The sequence below is a fragment of the Paenarthrobacter sp. Y-19 genome, from assembly GCF_029223985.1.
In the GTDB taxonomy this organism is placed as follows: Bacteria; Actinomycetota; Actinomycetes; order Actinomycetales; family Micrococcaceae; genus Arthrobacter; species Arthrobacter nicotinovorans.
The window spans coordinates 2,411,767-2,431,208 of record NZ_CP119414.1 but is presented as its reverse complement, the minus strand read 5'-3'; the positions used below and the strand labels follow the sequence as shown (position 1 = coordinate 2,431,208).

At 63.6% G+C, this 19,442-nt stretch carries 16 protein-coding genes; 8 read left to right on the top strand and 8 right to left on the bottom strand.

From position 1 onward, the window contains the following. The first annotated feature begins 94 nt into the window (after positions 1-94). From PYR64_RS11410 to PYR64_RS11390, 5 genes are read left to right on the top strand one after another with little or no spacing between them, the layout of a single operon-like run. Positions 95-814: an NUDIX domain-containing protein gene (locus PYR64_RS11410; RefSeq protein WP_018776282.1), complete on the top strand. Its 720-nt coding sequence runs from the start codon at positions 95-97 to the stop codon at positions 812-814. Then, on the top strand, positions 811-2,118 hold the full coding sequence (gene nadA / locus PYR64_RS11405; protein WP_039241988.1) for a quinolinate synthase NadA: 1,308 nt from the start codon (positions 811-813) through the stop codon (positions 2,116-2,118). The genes PYR64_RS11410 and nadA overlap by 4 nt, the downstream gene beginning before the upstream one ends. 39 nt (positions 2,119-2,157) lie before the next feature. Then, positions 2,158-3,891: an FAD-dependent oxidoreductase gene (locus tag PYR64_RS11400; protein ID WP_275775292.1), complete on the top strand. Its 1,734-nt coding sequence runs from the start codon at positions 2,158-2,160 to the stop codon at positions 3,889-3,891. Continuing rightward, positions 3,884-4,762 (top strand): carboxylating nicotinate-nucleotide diphosphorylase, encoded by an 879-nt coding sequence (gene nadC / locus PYR64_RS11395; RefSeq protein WP_018776279.1) that lies wholly within the window; start codon positions 3,884-3,886, stop codon positions 4,760-4,762. The genes PYR64_RS11400 and nadC overlap by 8 nt, the downstream gene beginning before the upstream one ends. A 15-nt stretch (positions 4,763-4,777) precedes the next feature. Further along, entirely contained in the window at positions 4,778-5,944 is a 1,167-nt protein-coding gene (locus PYR64_RS11390; protein ID WP_275775290.1) for a cysteine desulfurase family protein, read from the top strand. 84 nt (positions 5,945-6,028) lie between these two features. Here PYR64_RS11390 and PYR64_RS11385 read toward each other — a convergent pair whose 3' ends face one another. Further along, complete coding sequence (locus tag PYR64_RS11385) at positions 6,029-6,514, bottom strand: GtrA family protein (RefSeq protein WP_026266912.1); 486 nt, start codon at positions 6,512-6,514, stop codon at positions 6,029-6,031. Positions 6,515-6,532: 18 nt separating this feature from the next. After that, on the bottom strand, positions 6,533-7,381 hold the full coding sequence (locus PYR64_RS11380) for a fumarylacetoacetate hydrolase family protein (RefSeq protein ID WP_275775287.1): 849 nt from the start codon (positions 7,379-7,381) through the stop codon (positions 6,533-6,535). Between the two features lie 112 nt (positions 7,382-7,493). Between PYR64_RS11380 and PYR64_RS11375 the strand changes: the two genes are divergently transcribed. Then, a complete protein-coding gene (locus tag PYR64_RS11375; protein WP_275775285.1) occupies positions 7,494-8,687 on the top strand; it encodes an SLC13 family permease in 1,194 nt (397 codons plus the stop codon). Here the strand turns inward: PYR64_RS11375 and PYR64_RS11370 are convergent. Continuing rightward, positions 8,684-9,352, bottom strand: coding sequence for a DUF1684 domain-containing protein (locus PYR64_RS11370; protein ID WP_275775283.1), 669 nt, complete (start codon positions 9,350-9,352; stop codon positions 8,684-8,686). The two genes, PYR64_RS11375 and PYR64_RS11370, sit on opposite strands and share 4 nt — an antisense overlap. A gap of 54 nt (positions 9,353-9,406) precedes the next feature. On the opposite strand from PYR64_RS11370, the gene PYR64_RS11365 reads away from it, so the two are divergent. Continuing rightward, a complete protein-coding gene (locus tag PYR64_RS11365) occupies positions 9,407-10,273 on the top strand; it encodes a hypothetical protein (protein WP_064721766.1) in 867 nt (288 codons plus the stop codon). 70 nt (positions 10,274-10,343) lie between these two features. Next, positions 10,344-11,150 (top strand): transglutaminase family protein, encoded by an 807-nt coding sequence (locus PYR64_RS11360; protein WP_275775279.1) that lies wholly within the window; start codon positions 10,344-10,346, stop codon positions 11,148-11,150. Here the strand turns inward: PYR64_RS11360 and PYR64_RS11355 are convergent. The 5 genes from PYR64_RS11355 to PYR64_RS11335 all read right to left on the bottom strand — a co-directional run bounded on the left by PYR64_RS11355 (position 11,147) and on the right by PYR64_RS11335 (position 19,435). Continuing rightward, entirely contained in the window at positions 11,147-11,608 is a 462-nt protein-coding gene (locus tag PYR64_RS11355) for a MarR family winged helix-turn-helix transcriptional regulator (protein WP_055972205.1), read from the bottom strand. The two genes, PYR64_RS11360 and PYR64_RS11355, sit on opposite strands and share 4 nt — an antisense overlap. Further along, entirely contained in the window at positions 11,608-12,732 is a 1,125-nt protein-coding gene (locus tag PYR64_RS11350; RefSeq protein ID WP_018776270.1) for an LLM class flavin-dependent oxidoreductase, read from the bottom strand. The genes PYR64_RS11355 and PYR64_RS11350 overlap by 1 nt, the downstream gene beginning before the upstream one ends. A gap of 139 nt (positions 12,733-12,871) precedes the next feature. Continuing rightward, positions 12,872-16,120 carry an efflux RND transporter permease subunit gene (locus tag PYR64_RS11345; RefSeq protein ID WP_275775274.1) on the bottom strand — a complete coding sequence of 1,083 codons (3,249 nt, stop codon included), beginning with the start codon at positions 16,118-16,120 and terminating at the stop codon, positions 12,872-12,874. Between the two features lie 68 nt (positions 16,121-16,188). Then, positions 16,189-17,694, bottom strand: a complete 1,506-nt coding sequence (locus PYR64_RS11340) for a malate:quinone oxidoreductase (RefSeq protein WP_018776268.1) — start codon at positions 17,692-17,694, stop codon at positions 16,189-16,191. A 79-nt stretch (positions 17,695-17,773) separates the two neighbouring features. Beyond that, positions 17,774-19,435, bottom strand: a complete 1,662-nt coding sequence (locus PYR64_RS11335) for an ABC transporter substrate-binding protein (protein ID WP_189076844.1) — start codon at positions 19,433-19,435, stop codon at positions 17,774-17,776. Positions 19,436-19,442: the final 7 nt, after the last annotated feature.

Genomic DNA, 19,442 nt, shown 5'->3' with positions numbered 1-19,442 from the left:
TTTTGCGGACCGGGCGCAGAGTCGTACCATTAGTTCTAGTCAACATGACTTTAACTAAAGCTCCGGTTCCTGGACCGGACGGCGACGAAGCGAGGTGAACGCCGTGAACCCCAGCTCAGCAAACGTCGCCGAGAGGCGGCTCGCACCGCCGTCGTTGGCTATTTCCACGGTGATTTTCGCCCTCCGTCCCAGCGAAACATCCGGCCGTCCTACGCTGTGGCTGCCGTTGGTCCGCAGGATCCGAGAACCCTATAAGGACATGTGGGCCCTCCCGGGCGGTCCCCTTGCCCATGACGAATCGCTGCAGGACGCGGCATCACGGAACCTTCGCGAAACCACCGGCCTGACGCCGCACTACCTCGAGCAGCTCTATGCCTTCGGGGGACTTCACCGCTCGCCCACGCAACGTGTGGTGTCGATCGTCTACTGGGCATTGGTGCAACCCACCGAGGCTGCGCTGGCTGACGAATCCGAGAACGTCCGGTGGTTCCGCGCAGACCGGCTGGGCGAACTCGCCTTCGATCACAACGCAATCGTGGACTACGCGCTGTGGCGGCTGCGCAACAAGATGGCCTACGGGTCCATTGCCTACCACCTGCTGGGGGAGTACTTCACCCTGGCCCAGGTCCGCGAAGTCTACGAGGCGGTGCTGGACCGGCAACTCGATCCCGCGAACTTCCGCAGACACATCAAGGCCACACCGGAAATCGAAGAAACCGGTGAATACCTCCAAGGCGGAAAACACCGCCCACCACGCCTCTACCGCTTCACCGGCACGCCCGGCCTCGGGCCAGATAACAGGAGTACACCATGAGCAGCGTCAACACTGCCGTCCAGCTGATCACCCGCGAAGAAGCCGAAAAGGGCCTCTCCCGCGCAGGGTCCACGTGCAGCCCGGCCCTGGCCAGGGGTCCCTGGGAATACGACCTTGCCGAAGCCCTCTCCGGCGAGCCCGCCTACGGCCCGGGCGCCTCCAGCAGCGACGTCGCACCCAAGGCGACGCCGCGACAAGGCCAGCTTCCGGAAGAGTACAAGAAGGCCACCGATGCCGAACTGGATGCCCGCATCCGCGCCGCCAAAGCGACGCTCGGGGACCGGGCCGTCATCCTGGGGCACTTCTACCAGCGTGACGAAGTCATCCAGTACGCCGATTTTGTGGGCGACTCCTTCCAGCTGGCCAATGCGGCCCTTACCAAACCCGACGCCGAGGCGATCATCTTCTGCGGCGTGCACTTCATGGCCGAAACCGCCGACATCCTTTCCACCCCCGAGCAAGCGGTGATCCTGCCCAATCTCGCCGCGGGCTGCTCCATGGCTGACATGGCGGACGAAGACTCCGTTGAGGAATGCTGGGAACAGCTCGAAGAGATTTTCGGCACCGGGGTGGACGAACAGGGCAGGGTTCCCGTCATCCCCGTTACCTACATGAACTCCTCAGCAGCGCTGAAGGCCTTCTGTGGTCGCAACGGCGGCATCGTCTGCACCTCCTCCAATGCCAAGGTGGTCCTGGAATGGGCCTTCGAGCGTGGCCAGCGTGTCCTGTTCTTCCCGGATCAGCACCTGGGCCGCAACACCGCCAAGGCACTGGGCGTCCCGCTGGAACAGATGCCGATGTGGAATCCACGCAAGGAACTGGGCGGCAATGACGAGCAAACGCTCCTGGACTCCCGGGTGATTCTCTGGCATGGCTTCTGCTCGGTGCACAAGCGCTTCAACGTGGGCCAGATCGAAAAAGCCCGCCAGGACTTCCCGGGCGTCAACGTCATCGTGCACCCCGAATGCCCCATGGAAGTTGTTGACGCCGCCGATTCTGCCGGCTCCACCGACTTCATCAAGAAGGCGATTGCCGCCGCCACCGAACCCACCACGTTCGCCATCGGTACAGAGATCAACATGGTGAACCGCTTGGCTGCGGAAAACCCGCAGCACACCATCTTCTGCCTGGACCCCGTGATCTGCCCGTGCTCCACCATGTACCGCATCCACCCCGGCTACCTGGCCTGGGTGCTTGAGGAACTTGTCGAGGGCCGCATCGTCAACCGCATCACTGTGGACGACGCCGTACAGGACAACGCGAAGATTGCCCTGGAACGCATGCTGGCCGCGAAGCCCGCATAGCCGACCCGGCACATCAGACCTAGCCGAATCGAGCCCCACATGACTACAGAGAGCCTGGCTGGAAAGACCGCACATGGGCGGTTGATCGTCGTCGGAAGCGGCATCGCCGGCCTGTACTCTGCCTTGCTTGCCGCAGAGGCCGGTGCGGAAGTGGTGCTGCTGACCAAAGGCGCGCTCGCGGACAGCAACACCTACTATGCGCAGGGAGGGATCTCCGCCGTGCTGGAGGAACCCGCTCCCGGTGACACCGTAGCTGCCCACATCGCCGACACTTTGCGGGCCGGCGCCGGTCATTGCAACGAAGAAGCCGTTCGGGTGCTTTGCACCGAAGCGCGGCGGGACATCGCAGGGCTCGGGCGGTTCGGTGTGCGGTTCGATCTTGACGACGACGGCGACCCCGCACTTGGACTCGAGGCAGCGCATTCGGCGCCACGGATCCTCCACGCGGGCGGCGACGCCACCGGTGCAGGAGTAGCCTCGGCCCTGATCAGGACCGTCCTGGACTTCCAGGCACAGGGCAGGATCCAGGTGATCGGGCATGCCCAGGTCACGGACCTGATCCACCAAGCAGGCCAGGTGGCAGGCGTCAACTTCCTCCACGAGGGACGTGGGCAGAGCCTCCGCGGCGACGCCGTTCTTCTTGCCACGGGAGGCGCCGGGCAGCTGTTCGCCCAAACCACCAACCCCTCCGTGGCCACAGCCGACGGCCTGGCACTCGCGTGGCGGGCAGGAGCTGCACTGGCTGACCTCGAGTTCTTCCAGTTCCACCCCACCTGCATGGTGCCCGGTGGAGCCCCCCAAGAAGCAGACGGCGATGCACACCCCCTGCTGATCTCCGAGGCAGTCCGCGGCGAAGGCGCCATTCTTCTTGACGCCAACGGCTATCGCTTCATGCCGGACTACCATTCGGACGCGGAGCTGGCGCCGCGCGATGTGGTCTCGCGCAGCATCGCCCTGCACCTTGACGCGTTGGGCGACCCCAACGGGCACGTGTTCCTCGACGCCACCGTCATTGAAGAGTCGCGCGGTGCAGGGTTCCTGGAAAAGCGCTTCCCGACCCTGAGTCGGCACACCCGCCAGGCCGGCCTCGACTGGACCAAGGACCTGGTTCCCGTGGCACCGGCGGCGCACTACTGGATGGGTGGGGTGGTAACGGACCTCCACGGCCGGACTTCGGTTCCCGGGCTGCTGGCTGCCGGTGAAGTCGCGTGCACCGGTGTGCAGGGGGCAAACCGGCTGGCCAGTAACTCCCTGCTTGAAGGACTGGTGTTCGGGCGCAGGGCTGTTGAAGGGTTCCTTGGGTCGTCCGGTGAGTCGTCTGACGGAGCCCCTCTGCGTGCTGACTCGGCCGCGGGCGGCCTCGCTTTTGCGCACGCTGCCGGGACCCCGGCAGGCGACAATCGCAGCGGAACCTTCAGCGAAACCGCCGCGCCAGCGGGAGCCAGCGCGTTCTCGCGGCAGGCCCTTCGGCGGCTGATGACCGCCAAGGCTGGCGTGCTCCGGAGCGGGGAGTTGCTGGCTGAGGCCGCAGAGGTCTTGGGGGAATGGGAAGAGGCTGCCGGTCCCTTGAGCGTTCCGGAGTCCCTGGATGTCCGCGTACACGAGGACGCCAACCTTCTGCTGGCCGCCCAGCTGCTCGTGAGGGCTGCCCGGGAACGACGGGAGTCACTGGGGGCGCATTACCGCAGCGACAGCGTGAAGGCACCAGCCGCCGTCGACGATTTTGACAAGCGTTACACCATGAGCCGGAAAGTGAGCCTCGTCCATGACTAACCTGACCCTCCCCGCAGCCCCCGTGCGGGATATTTTGGAACGGGCCTTCGCGGAGGATGCGCCCAGCGGGGACATCACGTCCCAGCTGCTTATTCCGGCTGAGGCGCAGGCCGTGGCGGTCCTCAACGCCAGGGTCCCCGGCGTGTTCAGCGGCGGGACCGTGTTCCGCGACGCCATGAAGACAGTTGATCCGACCACCGAAGTGGAGTTGCTCCTCGCCGATGGTGAAGCTTTCGACGCCGGAACCCACCTTGCACGCGTCAGCGGCAGTGCACGCTCGGTCCTGCTGGCCGAGCGGGTGGGCCTGAACCTGGTGCAGCGCATGAGCGCGATCGCCACCAAAACCGCAGAGTTCGTCCGGCTGGTGGAAGGGACACGGGCCCGGATCACCGATACCCGCAAGACCACCCCCGGGCTGCGGGTGCTGGAGCGCTACGCCGTCCGCTGCGGCGGGGGAGCGAACCACCGTTACAGCCTCTCCGACGCCGTGCTCGCCAAGGACAACCACCTCGCCGTCATGACCGGCGGCGACGCCGGCAAACTGACTGAGCTGCTGATCGCTGCCAAAGCCCAGCTTGGCCACACCACCCACTTCGAAGTCGAAGTGGACAGCGCAGAGCAGATCGAACCAGTGCTGGCAGCGGGCGTGGACACCATCATGCTGGACAATTTCTCCCTGGAGGAGCTGCGTGCCGGCGTCAAGCAGGTTGATGGCCGGGCCATCGTGGAAGCCAGCGGCAACGTAAACCTGGACACCGTCACCGGCATCGCCGCAGCAGGAGTGGATGTCATCTCCATCGGCGGCCTGACCCACAGCGTGAACGCCCTGGACCTTGGCCTCGACATCGAACTCACCACGGGCCGGAACTGAAAGCCGGCTCCGGTCATGATCTTCCTCGACGCCGCTGCCACCACGCCGGTCCGCCGCGAAGTGCTGGAGGCCATGTGGCCCTATCTCAGCGGCGAGTTCGGCAACCCCTCAAGCCACCACACGCTGGGTGAATCGGCAGCGGCGGCGCTCGCGGCGGCACGGTCCGGCGTCGCGAAAGTGTTCAACTGCCGCCCCGGCGAGGTCACGTTCACCTCGGGTGGCACCGAAGCGGACAACCTTGCCGTCAAAGGCATCGCATTGGCGCGGCGGGAGGCTGACCCTGCATTGAAGCGGGTGGTGATCAGCGCCGTCGAACATCCGGCGGTGGAGGAATCGGCGCGCTACCTGGAACGGGTCCACGGTTTTGTGGTGGATGTCGTGCCGGTAGACAGCGACGGTGTTGTCACTGTGGACGCGCTGCGCAGCGTCCTTCAGCCGGGGACCGCCCTGGTGAGCATCATGTACGCGAACAATGAAATCGGAACCGTGCAACCTATCGCCGACCTGGCAGAGGTTGCCCACGATGCCGGTAGTCCCTTCCACACGGACGCCGTACAGGCTGCGGGGTGGTGTCCGCTGGATGTGAAGGAGCTCGGCGTTGATGCCATGAGCATTTCAGCGCATAAATTGGGGGCGCCGAAGGGTTCCGGAGCCTTGTTCGTCAAAGGCCGGCTGCGCTTGGAACCCCTCATGCACGGAGGCGGGCAGGAGCGGGGCAAACGTTCGGGAACGGAGAACGTGGCCGGAGCCATCGCTTTATCCACGGCCTTGGCGCTCTCCCATGCCGAACAGCAGGAACAGGCCGACCGCGTTGCGCAATTGCGTGAGACCTTCATTCAGCGGGTTTTGGACACCGTTCCTGACGCCATGCTGACAGGACATCGGAGCCGGCGCTTGCCGTCGGTCGCGTCCTTCTGCTTCCCGGGAACCAGCGGCGAATCGGTCCTGCTGGAACTCGAACGCCTGGGAGTCGTGTGCTCCAGCGGTTCGGCGTGTGCTGCTGGATCAGATGCGCCGTCGCCGGTTTTGGTGGCCTTGGGCATCGCTCCGGAAACCGCCCAGACGGCGGTTCGCTTCAGCTTCACTTCCGCCATCACCGACAAAGAACTGGAGACGGCCGCCGGGGCGGTGGAAACCGCCGTCGCGCGTGTCAGGAACCTCGCGGCCCCGCAAGCCGGCTGACGCCGGGCGCTGCGCCGGGTACTCGACGCCGGGTGTTCGGTGCCGGACGCGCCGTGCTGGAGGTGCCGTGTTAGACGTGCCGTGTTAGACGTGCCGGGCCCGGCGGAAAATCCAGTGACGCAGCAAGGTGAAACGGACGGCGGTGGCCACGAACCCGGACAAGGTAGTGGTCCAGAGTTCCTCGGCGACGCTGGCTTCCGGCTTGAAAAGATGCAGGACTCCCAAGCTGCCACCTGTGATCAGCAACGCGATGCCTATCACGAGCACGCCGCTTAGGTGGTCCCGCGCACGCTTTTTACTGCCAGTGATCTTGAACGTCAGGCGGCGGTTAAGCGCCGTGTTCATGAGTGAGGTCAGGATCAACGCCACGGCATTGGCCAGTTGCGGGTCGATGAGTGGACGCAGCAACGCGTAGATGGCCAGCGAGCTTCCCGTGCAGATAATCCCGACGCCCGTGAAGCGCAGCAGCTGCCTCACGACGGGGTATCTCAGTACGCCGCGATGCCTTTTCCGGGGTGGTTTGTGAGGGGGAGACGGCAGTAGCCCTGTGGCGTCCGCAGCTGTCTCCATGGGGTTAAGCCTGACACACTATGCCGGCAGTTCCTCCCAGGAGGCGCCGGTCACGGGGTTGCTGAGCTCTCCGATTCCTTCGATGCTGCACACCACGGTGTCGCCGGGGTGGATGCGTGCGCTCTCGGCCGGGAAGCCGGTGAGGACCAGATCGCCGGGCTGGAGAGTCATGAACGAGGTGAGGTAGACGAGGATCTCCTCGACGTTCCAGCCAAGATCGGCGGTGCTGGCCGGCTTCAAGGCGGTTCCGTTGTGAATGATCCCGATGCCCAGGCGCGGGTAGTCTACCGTGGTCACTATCCACGGGCCGGCCGGGGTGAAAGTGTCCTGGCTCTTGGCGCTGATCCACAGTTCATCGCTCTTTTGCAGGTCCCGGGCTGAAACATCGTTGCCGATGGTGAAGCCCAGGACTGCGGACCGGGCGGTTTCCAGGGTCAGGTTCCGTGCTTCGCGGCCGACCACAATGGTCAGCTCCGCTTCGGGATCCACATGGCCGACGGATGTGCTGAGCTGGATGGCTTCGCCCGGGCCAATCACGCTCGAGGCCGCCTTGTGGAAGGCCTGGGGAGGCAGGTCGCGGCCGGGTTGTCCGGTGTTGTGGGCCATGCCGAAGACGTTGACCGGCACGGACGGCGCAAGGAACGTGAAGGCGTCTTCAGTGACTTCCGAACCCTTTTCCCAGCCCCCGCGCGAAGGGCTGGGCGCATTGGCCCGGGATGACGGAAACGGGGAGTCGATGACGGACCATATTTTCCCCTCCGCGGACGCGAAATCCGGGGCGTCGTTTGCTACAAAGAAGTGCTCGTCCGGTGAAGCCGGATCGAGGGGGCGGACGCGGGCGATTCGACGCGCGGGGGCTGAAGTCATGATGACATCCTACGTCCTCCGTCGGTGATGCCGCACTTGAGGCGCCCGACGCCGTCGTCATTTGCCGTGCCGTGGAGGGAACCCCACAGGCGCGGGGCTTAGAATCCCTCTCATGCGTCTGGCGATTATCGGGTTGATTCTGCTTGTAGCGGGCGGGGTAACCGTGGCCACGGGGGTCCTGCCGTGGCACGAGGTAGCGGTCCTCGTGGACCGGGTAGCTCCGATCCTGGCATTTGTCGTCGCCATGACCGTGGTAACCGAACTCGTCAGTGAAGCCGGCACCTTCCAATGGGTCGCCCGGCATTTGCGCAGATGGGGGAGGGGACGCAGCGTCCTGCTGTGGTTGCTGCTGGCGCTGTTCGCCACCTTGAGCACAATCTTCCTGTCCCTGGATACGACGGCGGTCCTCCTCACTCCCGTCGTGGTCACCGTGGCCCGGCAGGCAGGACTGCCTGTCCTGCCTTTCGCGCTGACAACTGTGTGGCTGGCCAACACAGCCAGCCTGCTGCTGCCCATCTCGAACCTCACCAACCTCCTGGCGCAGCACAACCTGGGTGGGATCACCCCGGCCCAATTCGCCCAGCTCATGTGGGCGCCCTCGCTTGCCGCCATCCTGGTGCCACTGGCCTTCATCGCCCTCGTTTTCCGGCGCGAACTGCGCAAGAGCTATGGCCTGGATGAATCCCGCCCGACGGTCGCTTCCACGGCCAAGGCCCCCGACCGCCTTCTGCTGGTGGGCAGCGCGGTGGTCCTGGTGCTGCTGCTGCCGGCGCTGGTGTCAGGAGCTGCCATCTGGATTCCGGCATCCCTCGCAGCGGCGGTCCTGGCAGTCCTGTTCGTTCTTCGGCGACCCGCGGTCCTGAAGATCACGCTGATTCCCTGGTCGCTGCTCCTGTTCACCTGTGGCCTGTTCCTGGTTGTCGAGGCCACCCAGTACCTGGGCGCATCAGCAATACTCGGTGAAGTGGCGGGCCAGGGCAGTGGCTTCATCGAACTCCTACGGCTCGCCATGACCGGTGCCCTCGGCTCAAACGTCGTCAACAACCTGCCGGCCTACCTTCTGGCCGAACCGCTGGCAGGAACCCCGGAAAGGATGGCGGCGTTGCTGGTGGGCGTCAACGCAGGTCCGTTGATTGCCCCCTGGGCGTCCTTGGCAACACTGCTGTGGCACGACAGGCTGATGCGGATGAACGTACACGTGAAATGGCAGGGCTACGCGGTGATGGGCCTGCTGGTGGCACCGCTGACCATAGTCGCCGCCATTGCGGCGCTCGCAGCCCTTGGACCAGGTGGGTTGTTCGGCTAGCCTGCGTACAGTTCGCCGACCGGCACCTCCGCAGGCAACCTGTTGGCCGGGCCTGCGAGCGGGCACGCCCAGGCCTCGTTGTAGGCGCATGAGGGGTTGTAGGCGAAGTTGAAATCGAGGGTGAACTCCTGCCCGGCGCCCGTTCCCCTCGTCCCGTGGAATGAACCTTTGATGGTGTCCAGAAGGTACCTGCCGGCACCGTAGCTGCCACCCTGATTGCCGGCGGTCGCATCACGGAACGGCACGAAGATCCCGCCACCGTAGCTCCGGAGCCGCCAAACAGCCAAGGAGCCAAGTCCGGGCAGTTCAAACGTGCCGATCCGGGTGAATGGCACCACTCCGTCAGTCCCGGTCTGGACATTCATTTCCTGTCCCTGGCCTTCCGGCTGGAGCACGGTATGGAACCGGTAGGCGGGGTCGTACCCGGCGGTCTGCAATCCGGAAAACGATGCCTTCATCTCCGGCGTGAGGGCAGAGGCAGGATGCGTGGCAAACATCAGGTCCCGCTCCTGGCGCCAGTACACGTGTGCGTCGAAGGGATTGGTCGCTGCGAGTTGCCGGACCTTGTCATAGAGGGCGAAGGTCTTCAGACGCCAGTCAGCTATGTCTACTGCGGACATCGTGGGGATAGTGTCCTCGGATTCGTCGTGCTGAGTAGGGGCCATACCCTCAGCCTAGACCTGTGCGTGTCGCGGCACCCCCGCCGCTAGGCTGTGCTCATGACTGGCACGAGGAATCCGGGCGGCATTCCGCTCAAACTAGCCGCCGTGGCGCTTGCGGGTTCCATGGTGGTGGGCACAGCGGCATGCTCATCCGAAAACAAGGGCCCACAGGTCACCTCTACGGCGACATCGCGGCCGAACAGTTCCGAATCGGGGACCGGGGCGCCTGAAGGCTCGACGACGACCCCCACCACTGAGGCCAGCCAAGCGACATCTCCGGCCGGCTCGAGCGGAACGGACGCTCCTTCCGGGTCACCGACCGCGGGTCCGGATCCGGCGCCCACGGCCCTGTCCTGGAAAACCTATACGGATGCCGCCAAGAGCGTCAGTTTCGAGCTTCCGAAGGACTGGATCGCGCAATCCGCAGAACCTGCGGCCGGCTCGTTGGCTGGCGCCGTCAAGGTGGAAGTCAAAGATGGCGCAGGGAAATACATAGCCACCCTCCAAACAGGGTTGCCTCCGTCCGCTCCGGCTGCCTGCCCTGCCGGGCAGGGGAAGCCCTACGTGGTGATCAGCAGCACGCCCGTTGACGTACCGCACTCCGACGGGCCGGACACCATTGATCCGCGGATGGTCTTCCGCGTCATCCAGGGGTATAGGTTCTTCGGTTCCTATGGGATTACCAACATGGTGGCCGGCGTTGACGGCCAGGCGTGCGAGCTCGTCAACCGCGTACAGGGACCGGCAGGAAAAGGCGACTTCTCGTTCGGGGATGTCCTTGCCCTGCATGCCTTCGCTGCCGAGGAAAAAGTGGCACCCGTGAAGTCTTTCGATACGCTGGACCTGGCCGCTAAATACGTGGCCCACGATTCTGAATTCGCCAACGTCCAGCGGATGCTACTGTCTCTGAAGGTCAATCCGTAGTCCTGGGGTTGGCTGATCCACACACTCGGCGGCGTTGGGGGCCGCGCGCCGCAACCCAGTCCGGAGATCAATGGAACGCAACGTTGCTGCCACGCTCGTTTTCAAGACCGCGGCCAACACCAAAGTGGCCATGGCCATTGCCGTGGCCAACAACCCAGGCTATGACCTGGTGACCGAGAACCTGTCGGTCACTGTTGCGGGCGAGGAACTTCCTGTAGCCGAACTCAGCGACCACCATGGTGGACGGTTTCACTATCTTGAGTTCGCCGAGCCCAGCGAAGTAACGGTGGACTACCGGGCAAGTGTCCACGGCTATGCCGTTCCCGATACGTCCACTCCCATGGAGCTCATCCGGTATGTCAGGCCAAGCCGTTACGCGGAGTCGGACAGGCTGCTGCCCACCTCCTATGCCGAGTTCGGCGCCCTGCAGGGTGCCGAACTGCTCCACGCAGTTCGTGACTGGGTCCACGGAGAGCTCCGCTACGTCAGTGGCTCGTCGCGGGGGACGGACGGAGCCGTGGAAACCCTGCTGCACCGCAAGGGTGTGTGCAGGGACTTTGCCCACCTCGCCATTGCTTTGTTGCGCTCCAAAGATGTGCCTGCGCGCCTTGCTGCCGTCTATGCCCCCGGCCTGAGCCCCATGGATTTCCATGCGGTGGCCGAAGCCTATGTTGACGGGGCCTGGCGGATCATTGATCCCACTGGCTTGGCACCGCGTGAATCCATGCTCCGCATCACCGCCGGGCGTGACTCCTCGGACACTGCATTTCTTTCCACGGTGGGTGGAAGTCTCTCGCTGAGGACCCTGAAGGTCAGCGCTTCCATTAACGGAGAGCTCCCGGTGGAGAACCACCGGGAGCTCGTCAGCCTGCGCTAGTGTCCGGCCACTGAGGCGCGGAGCTTCTCGGTCAACCGCAAGAGTTCGCGCTGTTCATCGGCCGTGAGAGCGGGCGCCACCAGGGTTGCGATGTCGCGCACGTGTTCGCGCCCGATGGTTTTTTGAAGTTCGCGTCCCGCTTCGGTGAGGGCCAGCAGGACCCCGCGGCCGTCGTCGGGGGCGGTGGTCCGCTCCACGAGTCCGCGCTTCTCCAAGCGGTCCACCAAGCGGCTCAAGCTGGACTGGCTCAGCAGCACTTTGTCGTTGATCTCGTTCAGGCGCAGTTGGCCTGACGGGCAGCGCGAGAGCGTGAACAGGACGTCGTATTCCTTCACGGGCAGGGTCTTGAAGGCCGGTCCGGACTGCAGCTTCCGCATCACCGCCACCTGGGAGCGGAACAAGGACTCCCAGGTTTCGGCGGCGAGGCGGACGGCAGAGGACCCCGAGGGGGCGGACATCAGGCGTCCTGGCCCGCTGCACCGGCGGTAGCCGATTCGGTGACCTTGGCTTCCAGGGCGGCTGCCACGCGGGAGGCGTGGGTGGGCGCATCCGGCACGTGTGCGGGCTTCATTGCGGCGTACTCCTTGCGCAGGACCGGCAGGACTTCCTCGCCAAAGAGGTCCAGTTGCTCCAAGACGGTCTTCAGGGGAAGGCCGGCGTGGTCGATCAGGAACAACTGGCGCTGGTAGTCGCCAAAGGCTTCACGGAAGGTCAGGGTCTTCTCAATGACTTCCTGCGGGCTGCCGACGGTCAGGGGCGTTTGCGACGTGAAGTCCTCCAGCGACGGGCCGTGTCCGTAAACCGGGGCGTTGTCGAAGTACGGACGGAATTCCTTGACGGCGTCCTGGGAGTTCTTCCTCATGAAGAACTGGCCGCCGAGGCCAACGATCGCCTGGTCTGCCTTGCCGTGGCCGTAGTGCTCGTAGCGCTCACGGTAAAGGCCGATCAACTGCTGGTAGTGCTCCTTCGGCCAGAAGATGTTGTTGGCGAAGAAGCCATCGCCGTAGTAAGCAGCAACCTCCGCGATCTGGGGAGTGCGGATGGAGCCGTGCCAGACGAAGGGAGCGACGTCGTCGAGCGGCCGCGGCGTCGAAGTGAAGTTCTGCAGCGGGGTACGGAACTTGCCGGACCAGTTGACAGTGTCCTCATCCCAGAGCTTGCGGAGCAGGCTATAGTTCTCGATCGCGAGTTCGATGCCGTCCTGGATGTTCTTGCCGAACCAGGGGTACACGGGCGCCGTATTGCCGCGACCGAGCACCAGGTCCACGCGGCCATCGGAGAGGTGCTGCAGCATGGCGAAGTCTTCTGCGATCTTCACGGGGTCGTTGGTGGTGATCAGTGTGGTCGCAGTGGACAGCGTGATGCGCTCTGTCTGGGCAGCGATGTAAGCCAGCGTGGTGGTGGGGGAGGAGGAGAAGAACGGGCGGTTGTGGTGCTCGCCCAGGGCGTAGACATCCATGCCGATTTCTTCGACCTTCTTAGCGATGGCAACGGACGCCTTGATGCGCTCGTTTTCGGTGGGCGTGCGGCCCGTTGTGGGGTCAGTCGTGATGTCGCTGACGCTGAATACGCCGATCTGCATGATGTGCCTTTCTCCCTGCCCGTGGTCCCGGGCTCTGTAAACAGTGTACCTCAAACTAGATGCATTTGCATGTATCAGTGCCTGTAACAGGACAGGGCCGGGAATTGTTCCCGGCCCTGCTTGGGTGATTGTCGGGGAGCTACTCCCCGGGATTGTGGGCCGCGCGGCGGCCCTTGACCCGGGGGATCATGCCCGTGGTCCAGTCCTGGAACTCGTCTGCACCACTGCCGCCCTGGCCATTGCTTCCCTGGCTGTTGCTTCCGGGTGCCGGAGTTGGCTTTTCCTGCAGCTCCCGCAGCAATTGCTTCTTCTCCCTGCGTCCTTCCACCAGTTTGTACAGGACAGGGACCAGCACCAGGGTCAGGGCCGTTGAAGAGACAAGACCGCCAATGACGACGATGGCCAAAGGTTGCGAGATAAAGCCCCCACCGCCTGTCAGGCCCAGCGCCATCGGAGTCAAAGCGAAAACAGTTGCCAGCGCCGTCATCAGGATGGGGCGGAGACGTTGCCGGGCACCATGGGTGATGGCGTCAGCGACGTTCATGCCGGGGCGGCCGTCATGCGGTTTGCGATATTGATTGATGAGGTCGATCAGGACAATCGCGTTGGTCACCACGATGCCCACCAACATCAGCATGCCGATCAGTGACGGCAGGCCCAACGGCACACCTGTCAGCAACAGAAGGCCGATGGCGCCTGTGGCCGCGAACGGCACGGAGACCAGCAGGATCAGGGGCTGGATGAGTGACTTGAATGCCGCCACCATGATCACGTAGACAATGGCAATCGCCGCCAGAAGCGCCAGGCCCAGTTGGCGGAAAGACTCCGCCTGCTGGGTGGTGGCGCCGCCGATGGTGGCGGTGACTCCGGCGGGCAGCTCTACCTTGGCGAGCCGCTCCTGCACGGCGGTGCTGACGCTGCCGAGGTTGGATCCCGACGGCGTAACGGTCACCCGCGCGGTCCGCTGGCCGTTGCTGCTGGTGATGGATACCGGCGTGTCCACTTGTTCGACGGCGGCGATGGTCTCGAGCGCGACGCCTCCGCGGGCCGTGGGGAGCTGGAGCGCCCGAACGGCGGCAAGACTGTTGAACCGGGTCCCTTGGCCGATCTGGACCGGGTAGTCATCCGTGTCGATCCGGACTGTGCCGGCAGGGATGGGGCTGACCGTGGAGGCGAGGAACGCACCCACTTGTTCCTCGGTCAAACCCGCAGCTACTGCCTTGGCACGGTCAACCCGGACCTGGACCACGGACTGGGTGGATGCCAGGTTGGTTGAGACTTCCGTGCTGCCGGGAACACCCTCCATGGCCTTGACCATGGCATCACTGGCCGTCTTCAGGTCAGCGGAGTTGGCAGCCTTGATGGTGATATCCACTGTGGAGGACGTCCCGAATCCGCCTTGCTGGGAGCCAACGGTGATCTTGCCTGCCGCCCCGGCCAGCTTGTTCCGGACTTCCTCCTGGAGCTTGCCCTGGTTGACTTTCTCGTCGGTGACGATCGTGAACGTCGAGTTCGATGAACCCGTCGATGTCAGGGCAGCGAAGCCGGTCTGGGCGTTGCCGGAGGTTACCTGCACATCCTTGATGCCCTCGATGCCCTTGAGGGCATCCTCAACCTTCGTGGCCTCTTCACTGGTTGCCTGCAGGCTGGTGCCGGCCGGCAGGACCTGCCGGACCGTCATGCTGTTCTCCCCGGAGCGGCCCAGCAGGTCCGTGGCCAGCAACGGTGACACGGCGATGGTCGCCACCAGGATCAGGGCTGCGGCGGACAAGGTCATGACAGGGTGCTTCTGGGTCTTTGTCAGGATCGGAAGGTAGCCGCGCTGGAGCCGGCTCCTCTGCTCGGCTTCACGTGCTTTCTCCGCCGTTTCCTTACCGGAGCCTTCCGTATCGGAGTTAGCGGCCTCGGCGCCCTTCCTGGGCGACGACAGGAACCAGTAAGCCAGTACGGGGACGATGGTCAGGGAAACCAGGAGCGAGGACAACAAAGCTATGGTCACGGTCAGCGCGAAGGGGCGGAACAACTCACCGGCGAGATCGCCCACGAACGCGATCGGAAGGAACACTGCAACCGTCGTCAGCGTCGACGCCGTAATGGCCCCCGCCACCTCGCGGATCGATGTCAGGATGGCCGCGAGCTTGTGTTCGCCGTAGCTCAAGTGCCGTTTGATGTTCTCGATCACCACGATTGAGTCATCCACCACACGCCCGATGGCAATGGTGAGGGCGCCCAGCGTGAGGATGTTCAGTGAGTACCCGGTGGCAGAGATGCCAATGAAAGTTATCAGCAGGGACAGCGGAATGGACACTGCCGTGACCAAGGTCGAGCGGACGGACATCAGGAACACCAGGATGACCGCCACGGCAAAGCCAAGGCCCAGGAGCCCTTCAGTGGTGAGGTCCTTGATGGATTTCTCAATGAACGGGGCCTGGTCAAAAACAGGAGTGAAGGTGGCGTTGTTCCCCAGTTCCTCTTCCATCGTCCCGATGGCGTCACGGACAGCATGGGAGAGCGCCACAGTGTCGCCCTCGGGCTTCTTCGTGACGGACAGGGCCAACGTCGGCTTGCCGTTGGTTCGCGTAATTGATGTGGCGGCGTCGTCTTCGATGCTGACATCTGCTACAGCACCGATGGTGGTGGCTTTGCTGGTTCCTGCCAGCGGAAGTCCCTTGATGACGTCCAGGGAGTCCACAGGACTGCCGAGTTGAAGGGAGAGCGTTTTGCCCTGGTCCTCGATGGTGCCGACGGGAACCAGGGTCCCGTTGTTCTTCAGCGCGCTGCTGATGGATTGGACCGAGGCTCCCGTTGAGGCGAGATCGGCCTGGCGGGGCTGGATCAGGATGTGCTGGCTGGCGCCGCCAGTCACGTCGGCGCCCCGGACGCCGTCGATCTTCTGGAGGCGGGGCACGCTGAGCCTGAGCAGGTCCGCGTTGAGTTCACTCAGCGGTTTGTCGGACGAAACGGCCAGGTAGACGATCGGGAAGTCGCTGATGTTGCCCGCGATGGACTGGGGCTCCACGTTGGCGGGCAGCACTCGCTTGGCGTTGGAAATGGCCCGGTCGATCTGGTTGCGTGCGCGATCGAGATTGGAGCCATAGGTGAACACCATGGTGATCTGCGAGACGCCGTTGCGTGAGGTGGACGAGGTTGATTCAAGTCCTTCGACGCTGTTCAGCGCAGTTTCAAGGGGCTGGCTCAGCTGCTTGTCCACCACCTCCGGCGAAGCGCCTGGCATGGAGGTGACAACTGTGATCTGAGGGAACTCGATGGACGGGATGAGTTCCTGCTTCAGCGACCCCATGGTGATCACGCCGAACACCGCCGCAAAGACGGTGATCAGCGCGATCAGGGCCCGGTTGCCCAGGGAAAGCTTGGCCAGGCGGAACATTGCATCGACTCCTGTGGTCTACGAAACGATTCGTCTGACGGGAACCGGCCGCAGCCCCGGGGTGTGGCCTAGCCCTGGACGGCGTTGGCCACTTCCAATTGCAGGGACCTGGCTGTGCTGGCCTCCAGTTCGGCGGCAAGGTCCGGGTTCTCATTGAGCTTGACGCCGTAGCCCGGCATCATGTCCTTGAGCTTGGACTGCCATCCCTTGAAGTTCTTGGGGAAGGACTTCTGCAGGAGTTCGATCATGATCGGCACAGCCGTGGACGCTCCAGGCGATGCACCGAGGAGGGCGCCGATGGAGCCGTCGCGGGAGGCGATGACCTCGGTGCCGAACTGCAGGACACCACCCTTCTGGGGATGCTTCTTGATGATCTGTACACGCTGGCCGGCAGTGATCAGTTCCCAGTTGCTGCCGACGGCCTCGGGGTAGTACTCGCGCAGCGATTCCACCTTGGCTTCGTGCCGCTTGGCAACCTCCTTGATGAGGTAGGCCGTGAGATCCATGTTGTCCTTGGCCACTGCCAGCATGGGGATGATGTTCCCCGGGCGGATGGACAGGGGAAGGTCAAGGTAGCTGGAAGTCTTCAGGAAGTTGGTGGAGAAGCCGGCGTAAGGACCGAACAGGAGGGAACGCTTTCCGTCCACAAAGCGGGTGTCCAGGTGGGGTACGGACATCGGGGGAGCGCCGACCGAGGCCTGGCCGTAGACCTTGGCACTGTGCTGGGAGGTGATGGCATCATCGGTGCAGCGGAAGAACTGTCCCGATACGGGGAATCCGCCGTAGCCCTTGCTTTCCGGGATGCCCGAGGCCTGCAGCAGGTGGAGCGCACCGCCGCCGGCGCCAACGAAGACAAAGTTGGCGTGGATACGGCCGTGCTCGCCGGACTTGGCATGCTTGATGGACAGATCCCAGCCGCCGCCTGCTGCGCGGTTGATGTTGGTGACGTCGTGGCCGTAGTTGACCTCGGCCCCGCTGCCCTGCAGGTAACCGGTCAGCTCGCGGGTCAGGGCGCCGAAATCGACGTCGGTGCCTTCCGCTGCGCGGGTGGCGGCGACACGCTGCTTGCGGTCACGGCCCTTGACGATCAGGGGTGCCCACTTGGCGATTTGGTCCTGGTCCTCGGTGTACTCCATGCTGCGGAACAGCGTGTTGGGCTTGAGGGCCTCGTAGCGGGTCTTGAGGAATTTCGCGTGGTCCTCGCCAATGACGAAGCTCATGTGCGGAACGGTGTTGATGAAGCCCTTGGGCGATCCGATCACCTTGCTGTCCACCAAGTGGGACCAGAACTGGCGTGAGAGCTGGAACTGCTCGTTGATGTGGAGGGCCTTGGAAGGATCCACGGAACCGTCCTTGGCTGCCGGTGAGTAGTTAAGCTCACACAGGGCAGCGTGTCCGGTGCCGGCGTTGTTCCACGGTCCAGAGCTCTCGAGCCCCGCTTCGTCGAGTCGTTCGAACAGGGAGATGGTCCAGGTGGGTTCAAGTTGCTTGATGAACGCACCGAGGGTGGCACTCATGATTCCGCCGCCAATAAGGACGACGTCGGCATGTTGAGTCTTGGAAATGAAGGTCACGATCAATCTCCGTTAGCGGCGGCACTGGCTGTCACAGAATATCCCCGTGCAGACCCGATACTGAAATTGTGGGGAATCGTCAAGGCTTTAAGCGGACGTTCGTGAAAACTTCGTTGAGGACCGGTGAAGCGGGGTAGCTTTCCACCTTGTTGGACAACGCCAGTGCCGAGATGGGGAAGGCGATCGGGACTGCCGGCACGGACGCGGCAATCTCGGCATTGATGGCCTGGTACTGGGCATTGCGGTCATCGCCCTCAGGCATGGCGCGTGCCCTTTCGATCTTGTGGAAGACCTCCGAGTCCGTGTAGCCGAACTCCGCCCGGCTTTCGCCGAAGAGGGGCCCCAGGAAGTTGTCGGCATCGGCATACGAGCCGTTCCATCCGAGCAGGTGCAGCCCACGGTCCCCGGCGGACTGGACCTTTTGGAGGTAGCCGTTTTCCCAGTCAATGGGAACCGGTTTGATGTTGAGGCCAACGGCAACCAGCTGACGGCTGATTTCGGCGTAGATCTTCTCGGGAGTGGGCATGTAGGCCCGCGTGGCATTCAACGGATAGTAGAACTTCAGTTCCTCACCCTTGTAGCCGGCCTTCTCGAGAAGCTGTTTGGCCTTCTCAGGGTTGTATCCCAGCGAAGGGGCGTTGTTGTTGAAGCCGCTGAGCTTTGGCGGCACGAACTGGGACGCCTGGGCAGTGTTGTCGATGAAGAACTTGCGGATCAGGGATTCTTTGTCCACGGCCATTTCAATGGCTTGGCGGACCTCCAGCTTGTCCAGGGGTGCCACTGCCTGGTTGATGCCCAGGTACATCACGGAGAACGGGTCCCGTTGGATGATCTGGACACCCTTCTTGACGAGTTGGTCGAAGGTTGCCGGCGTCACGAGGTCGTAGGCGTCGATTTTGCCATCCAGAAGAGCCTGTTGCCGTGTCTCGGCGCGGTCGTAAGGGATGAAATTGATGGTGGCTATCTGGCCCCTGTTGCCCCAATAGCCTTTGTAGCTTTGGAGGGTGATCTTGTTCTCGTCCCAGGTTCCAAATTGGTAGGGACCGGTCCCCACGGGGTGGCTCGCGTAGGCAGAAACTGCCTGGCCGTTCCGGGTCTGGTCAAGAACGTTGGCGCGCTGCGCTTCCAGGGCGGCGGGGGAAGAAATGGCGAAGGCCGGAAGCGTCAGTGCCTGCAGGAACCCGGTGAAGGGCCTGGTCAGGTTGATTTGGACGTCAGTGGGTGAGACCACCTTGCAGTCCTTGAAGATGGAGAAGACGGGCTCGTCCGAATAGGCCTTGAAAACGCCCTGGAATGAGATTCCCGGTGCCTGCTTCCGGAGATCGGCAGGGAAGCTGAACCAGCGGTTGAAGTTGGCACACACTGCGGTTGCGTCGAAAGGTGTTCCGTCGTGGAAGGTGACTTTGGAGCGGAGGGTGAAGTCGTAGGTCAGACCGTTGTTGCTGTCTTTCCACTCCGTGGCCAGCAGGGGAGTGGTGTCTCCGGTTGATCCGTCAACACCAACCAGTCCCTCAAGGACCTGGCGCGTTACACGGTAGGACTCGGAATCGGCCGTCATGGCAGGGTCAAGGCCCAAGGGCATCGACGCCGTGCCGAAGTTGAAGGTGGCCGCCGGCTCGGCCGGGGCTGAGCTTCCGGTAGACGACGACGGCGCGGGGCCAGGCGTTCCTGTACATGCCGCCAGCCCCAGTACTGCAAAAACAGAGCCCACCTTGAGCAACTGCACGGTCAGGCTCCGCATTTTGCTG

Coding starts and splice junctions, on each gene's coding strand:
- nadA (WP_039241988.1), top strand. CDS start 811: ATGAGCAGCGTCAACACTGCCGTCCAGCTGATCACCCGCGAAGAAGCC.
- PYR64_RS11400 (WP_275775292.1), top strand. CDS start 2,158: ATGACTACAGAGAGCCTGGCTGGAAAGACCGCACATGGGCGGTTGATC.
- nadC (WP_018776279.1), top strand. CDS start 3,884: ATGACTAACCTGACCCTCCCCGCAGCCCCCGTGCGGGATATTTTGGAA.
- PYR64_RS11390 (WP_275775290.1), top strand. CDS start 4,778: ATGATCTTCCTCGACGCCGCTGCCACCACGCCGGTCCGCCGCGAAGTG.
- PYR64_RS11385 (WP_026266912.1), bottom strand. CDS start 6,514: ATGGAGACAGCTGCGGACGCCACAGGGCTACTGCCGTCTCCCCCTCAC.
- PYR64_RS11380 (WP_275775287.1), bottom strand. CDS start 7,381: ATGACTTCAGCCCCCGCGCGTCGAATCGCCCGCGTCCGCCCCCTCGAT.
- PYR64_RS11375 (WP_275775285.1), top strand. CDS start 7,494: ATGCGTCTGGCGATTATCGGGTTGATTCTGCTTGTAGCGGGCGGGGTA.
- PYR64_RS11370 (WP_275775283.1), bottom strand. CDS start 9,352: ATGGCCCCTACTCAGCACGACGAATCCGAGGACACTATCCCCACGATG.
- PYR64_RS11365 (WP_064721766.1), top strand. CDS start 9,407: ATGACTGGCACGAGGAATCCGGGCGGCATTCCGCTCAAACTAGCCGCC.
- PYR64_RS11360 (WP_275775279.1), top strand. CDS start 10,344: ATGGAACGCAACGTTGCTGCCACGCTCGTTTTCAAGACCGCGGCCAAC.
- PYR64_RS11355 (WP_055972205.1), bottom strand. CDS start 11,608: ATGTCCGCCCCCTCGGGGTCCTCTGCCGTCCGCCTCGCCGCCGAAACC.
- PYR64_RS11350 (WP_018776270.1), bottom strand. CDS start 12,732: ATGCAGATCGGCGTATTCAGCGTCAGCGACATCACGACTGACCCCACA.
- PYR64_RS11345 (WP_275775274.1), bottom strand. CDS start 16,120: ATGTTCCGCCTGGCCAAGCTTTCCCTGGGCAACCGGGCCCTGATCGCG.
- PYR64_RS11335 (WP_189076844.1), bottom strand. CDS start 19,435: ATGCGGAGCCTGACCGTGCAGTTGCTCAAGGTGGGCTCTGTTTTTGCA.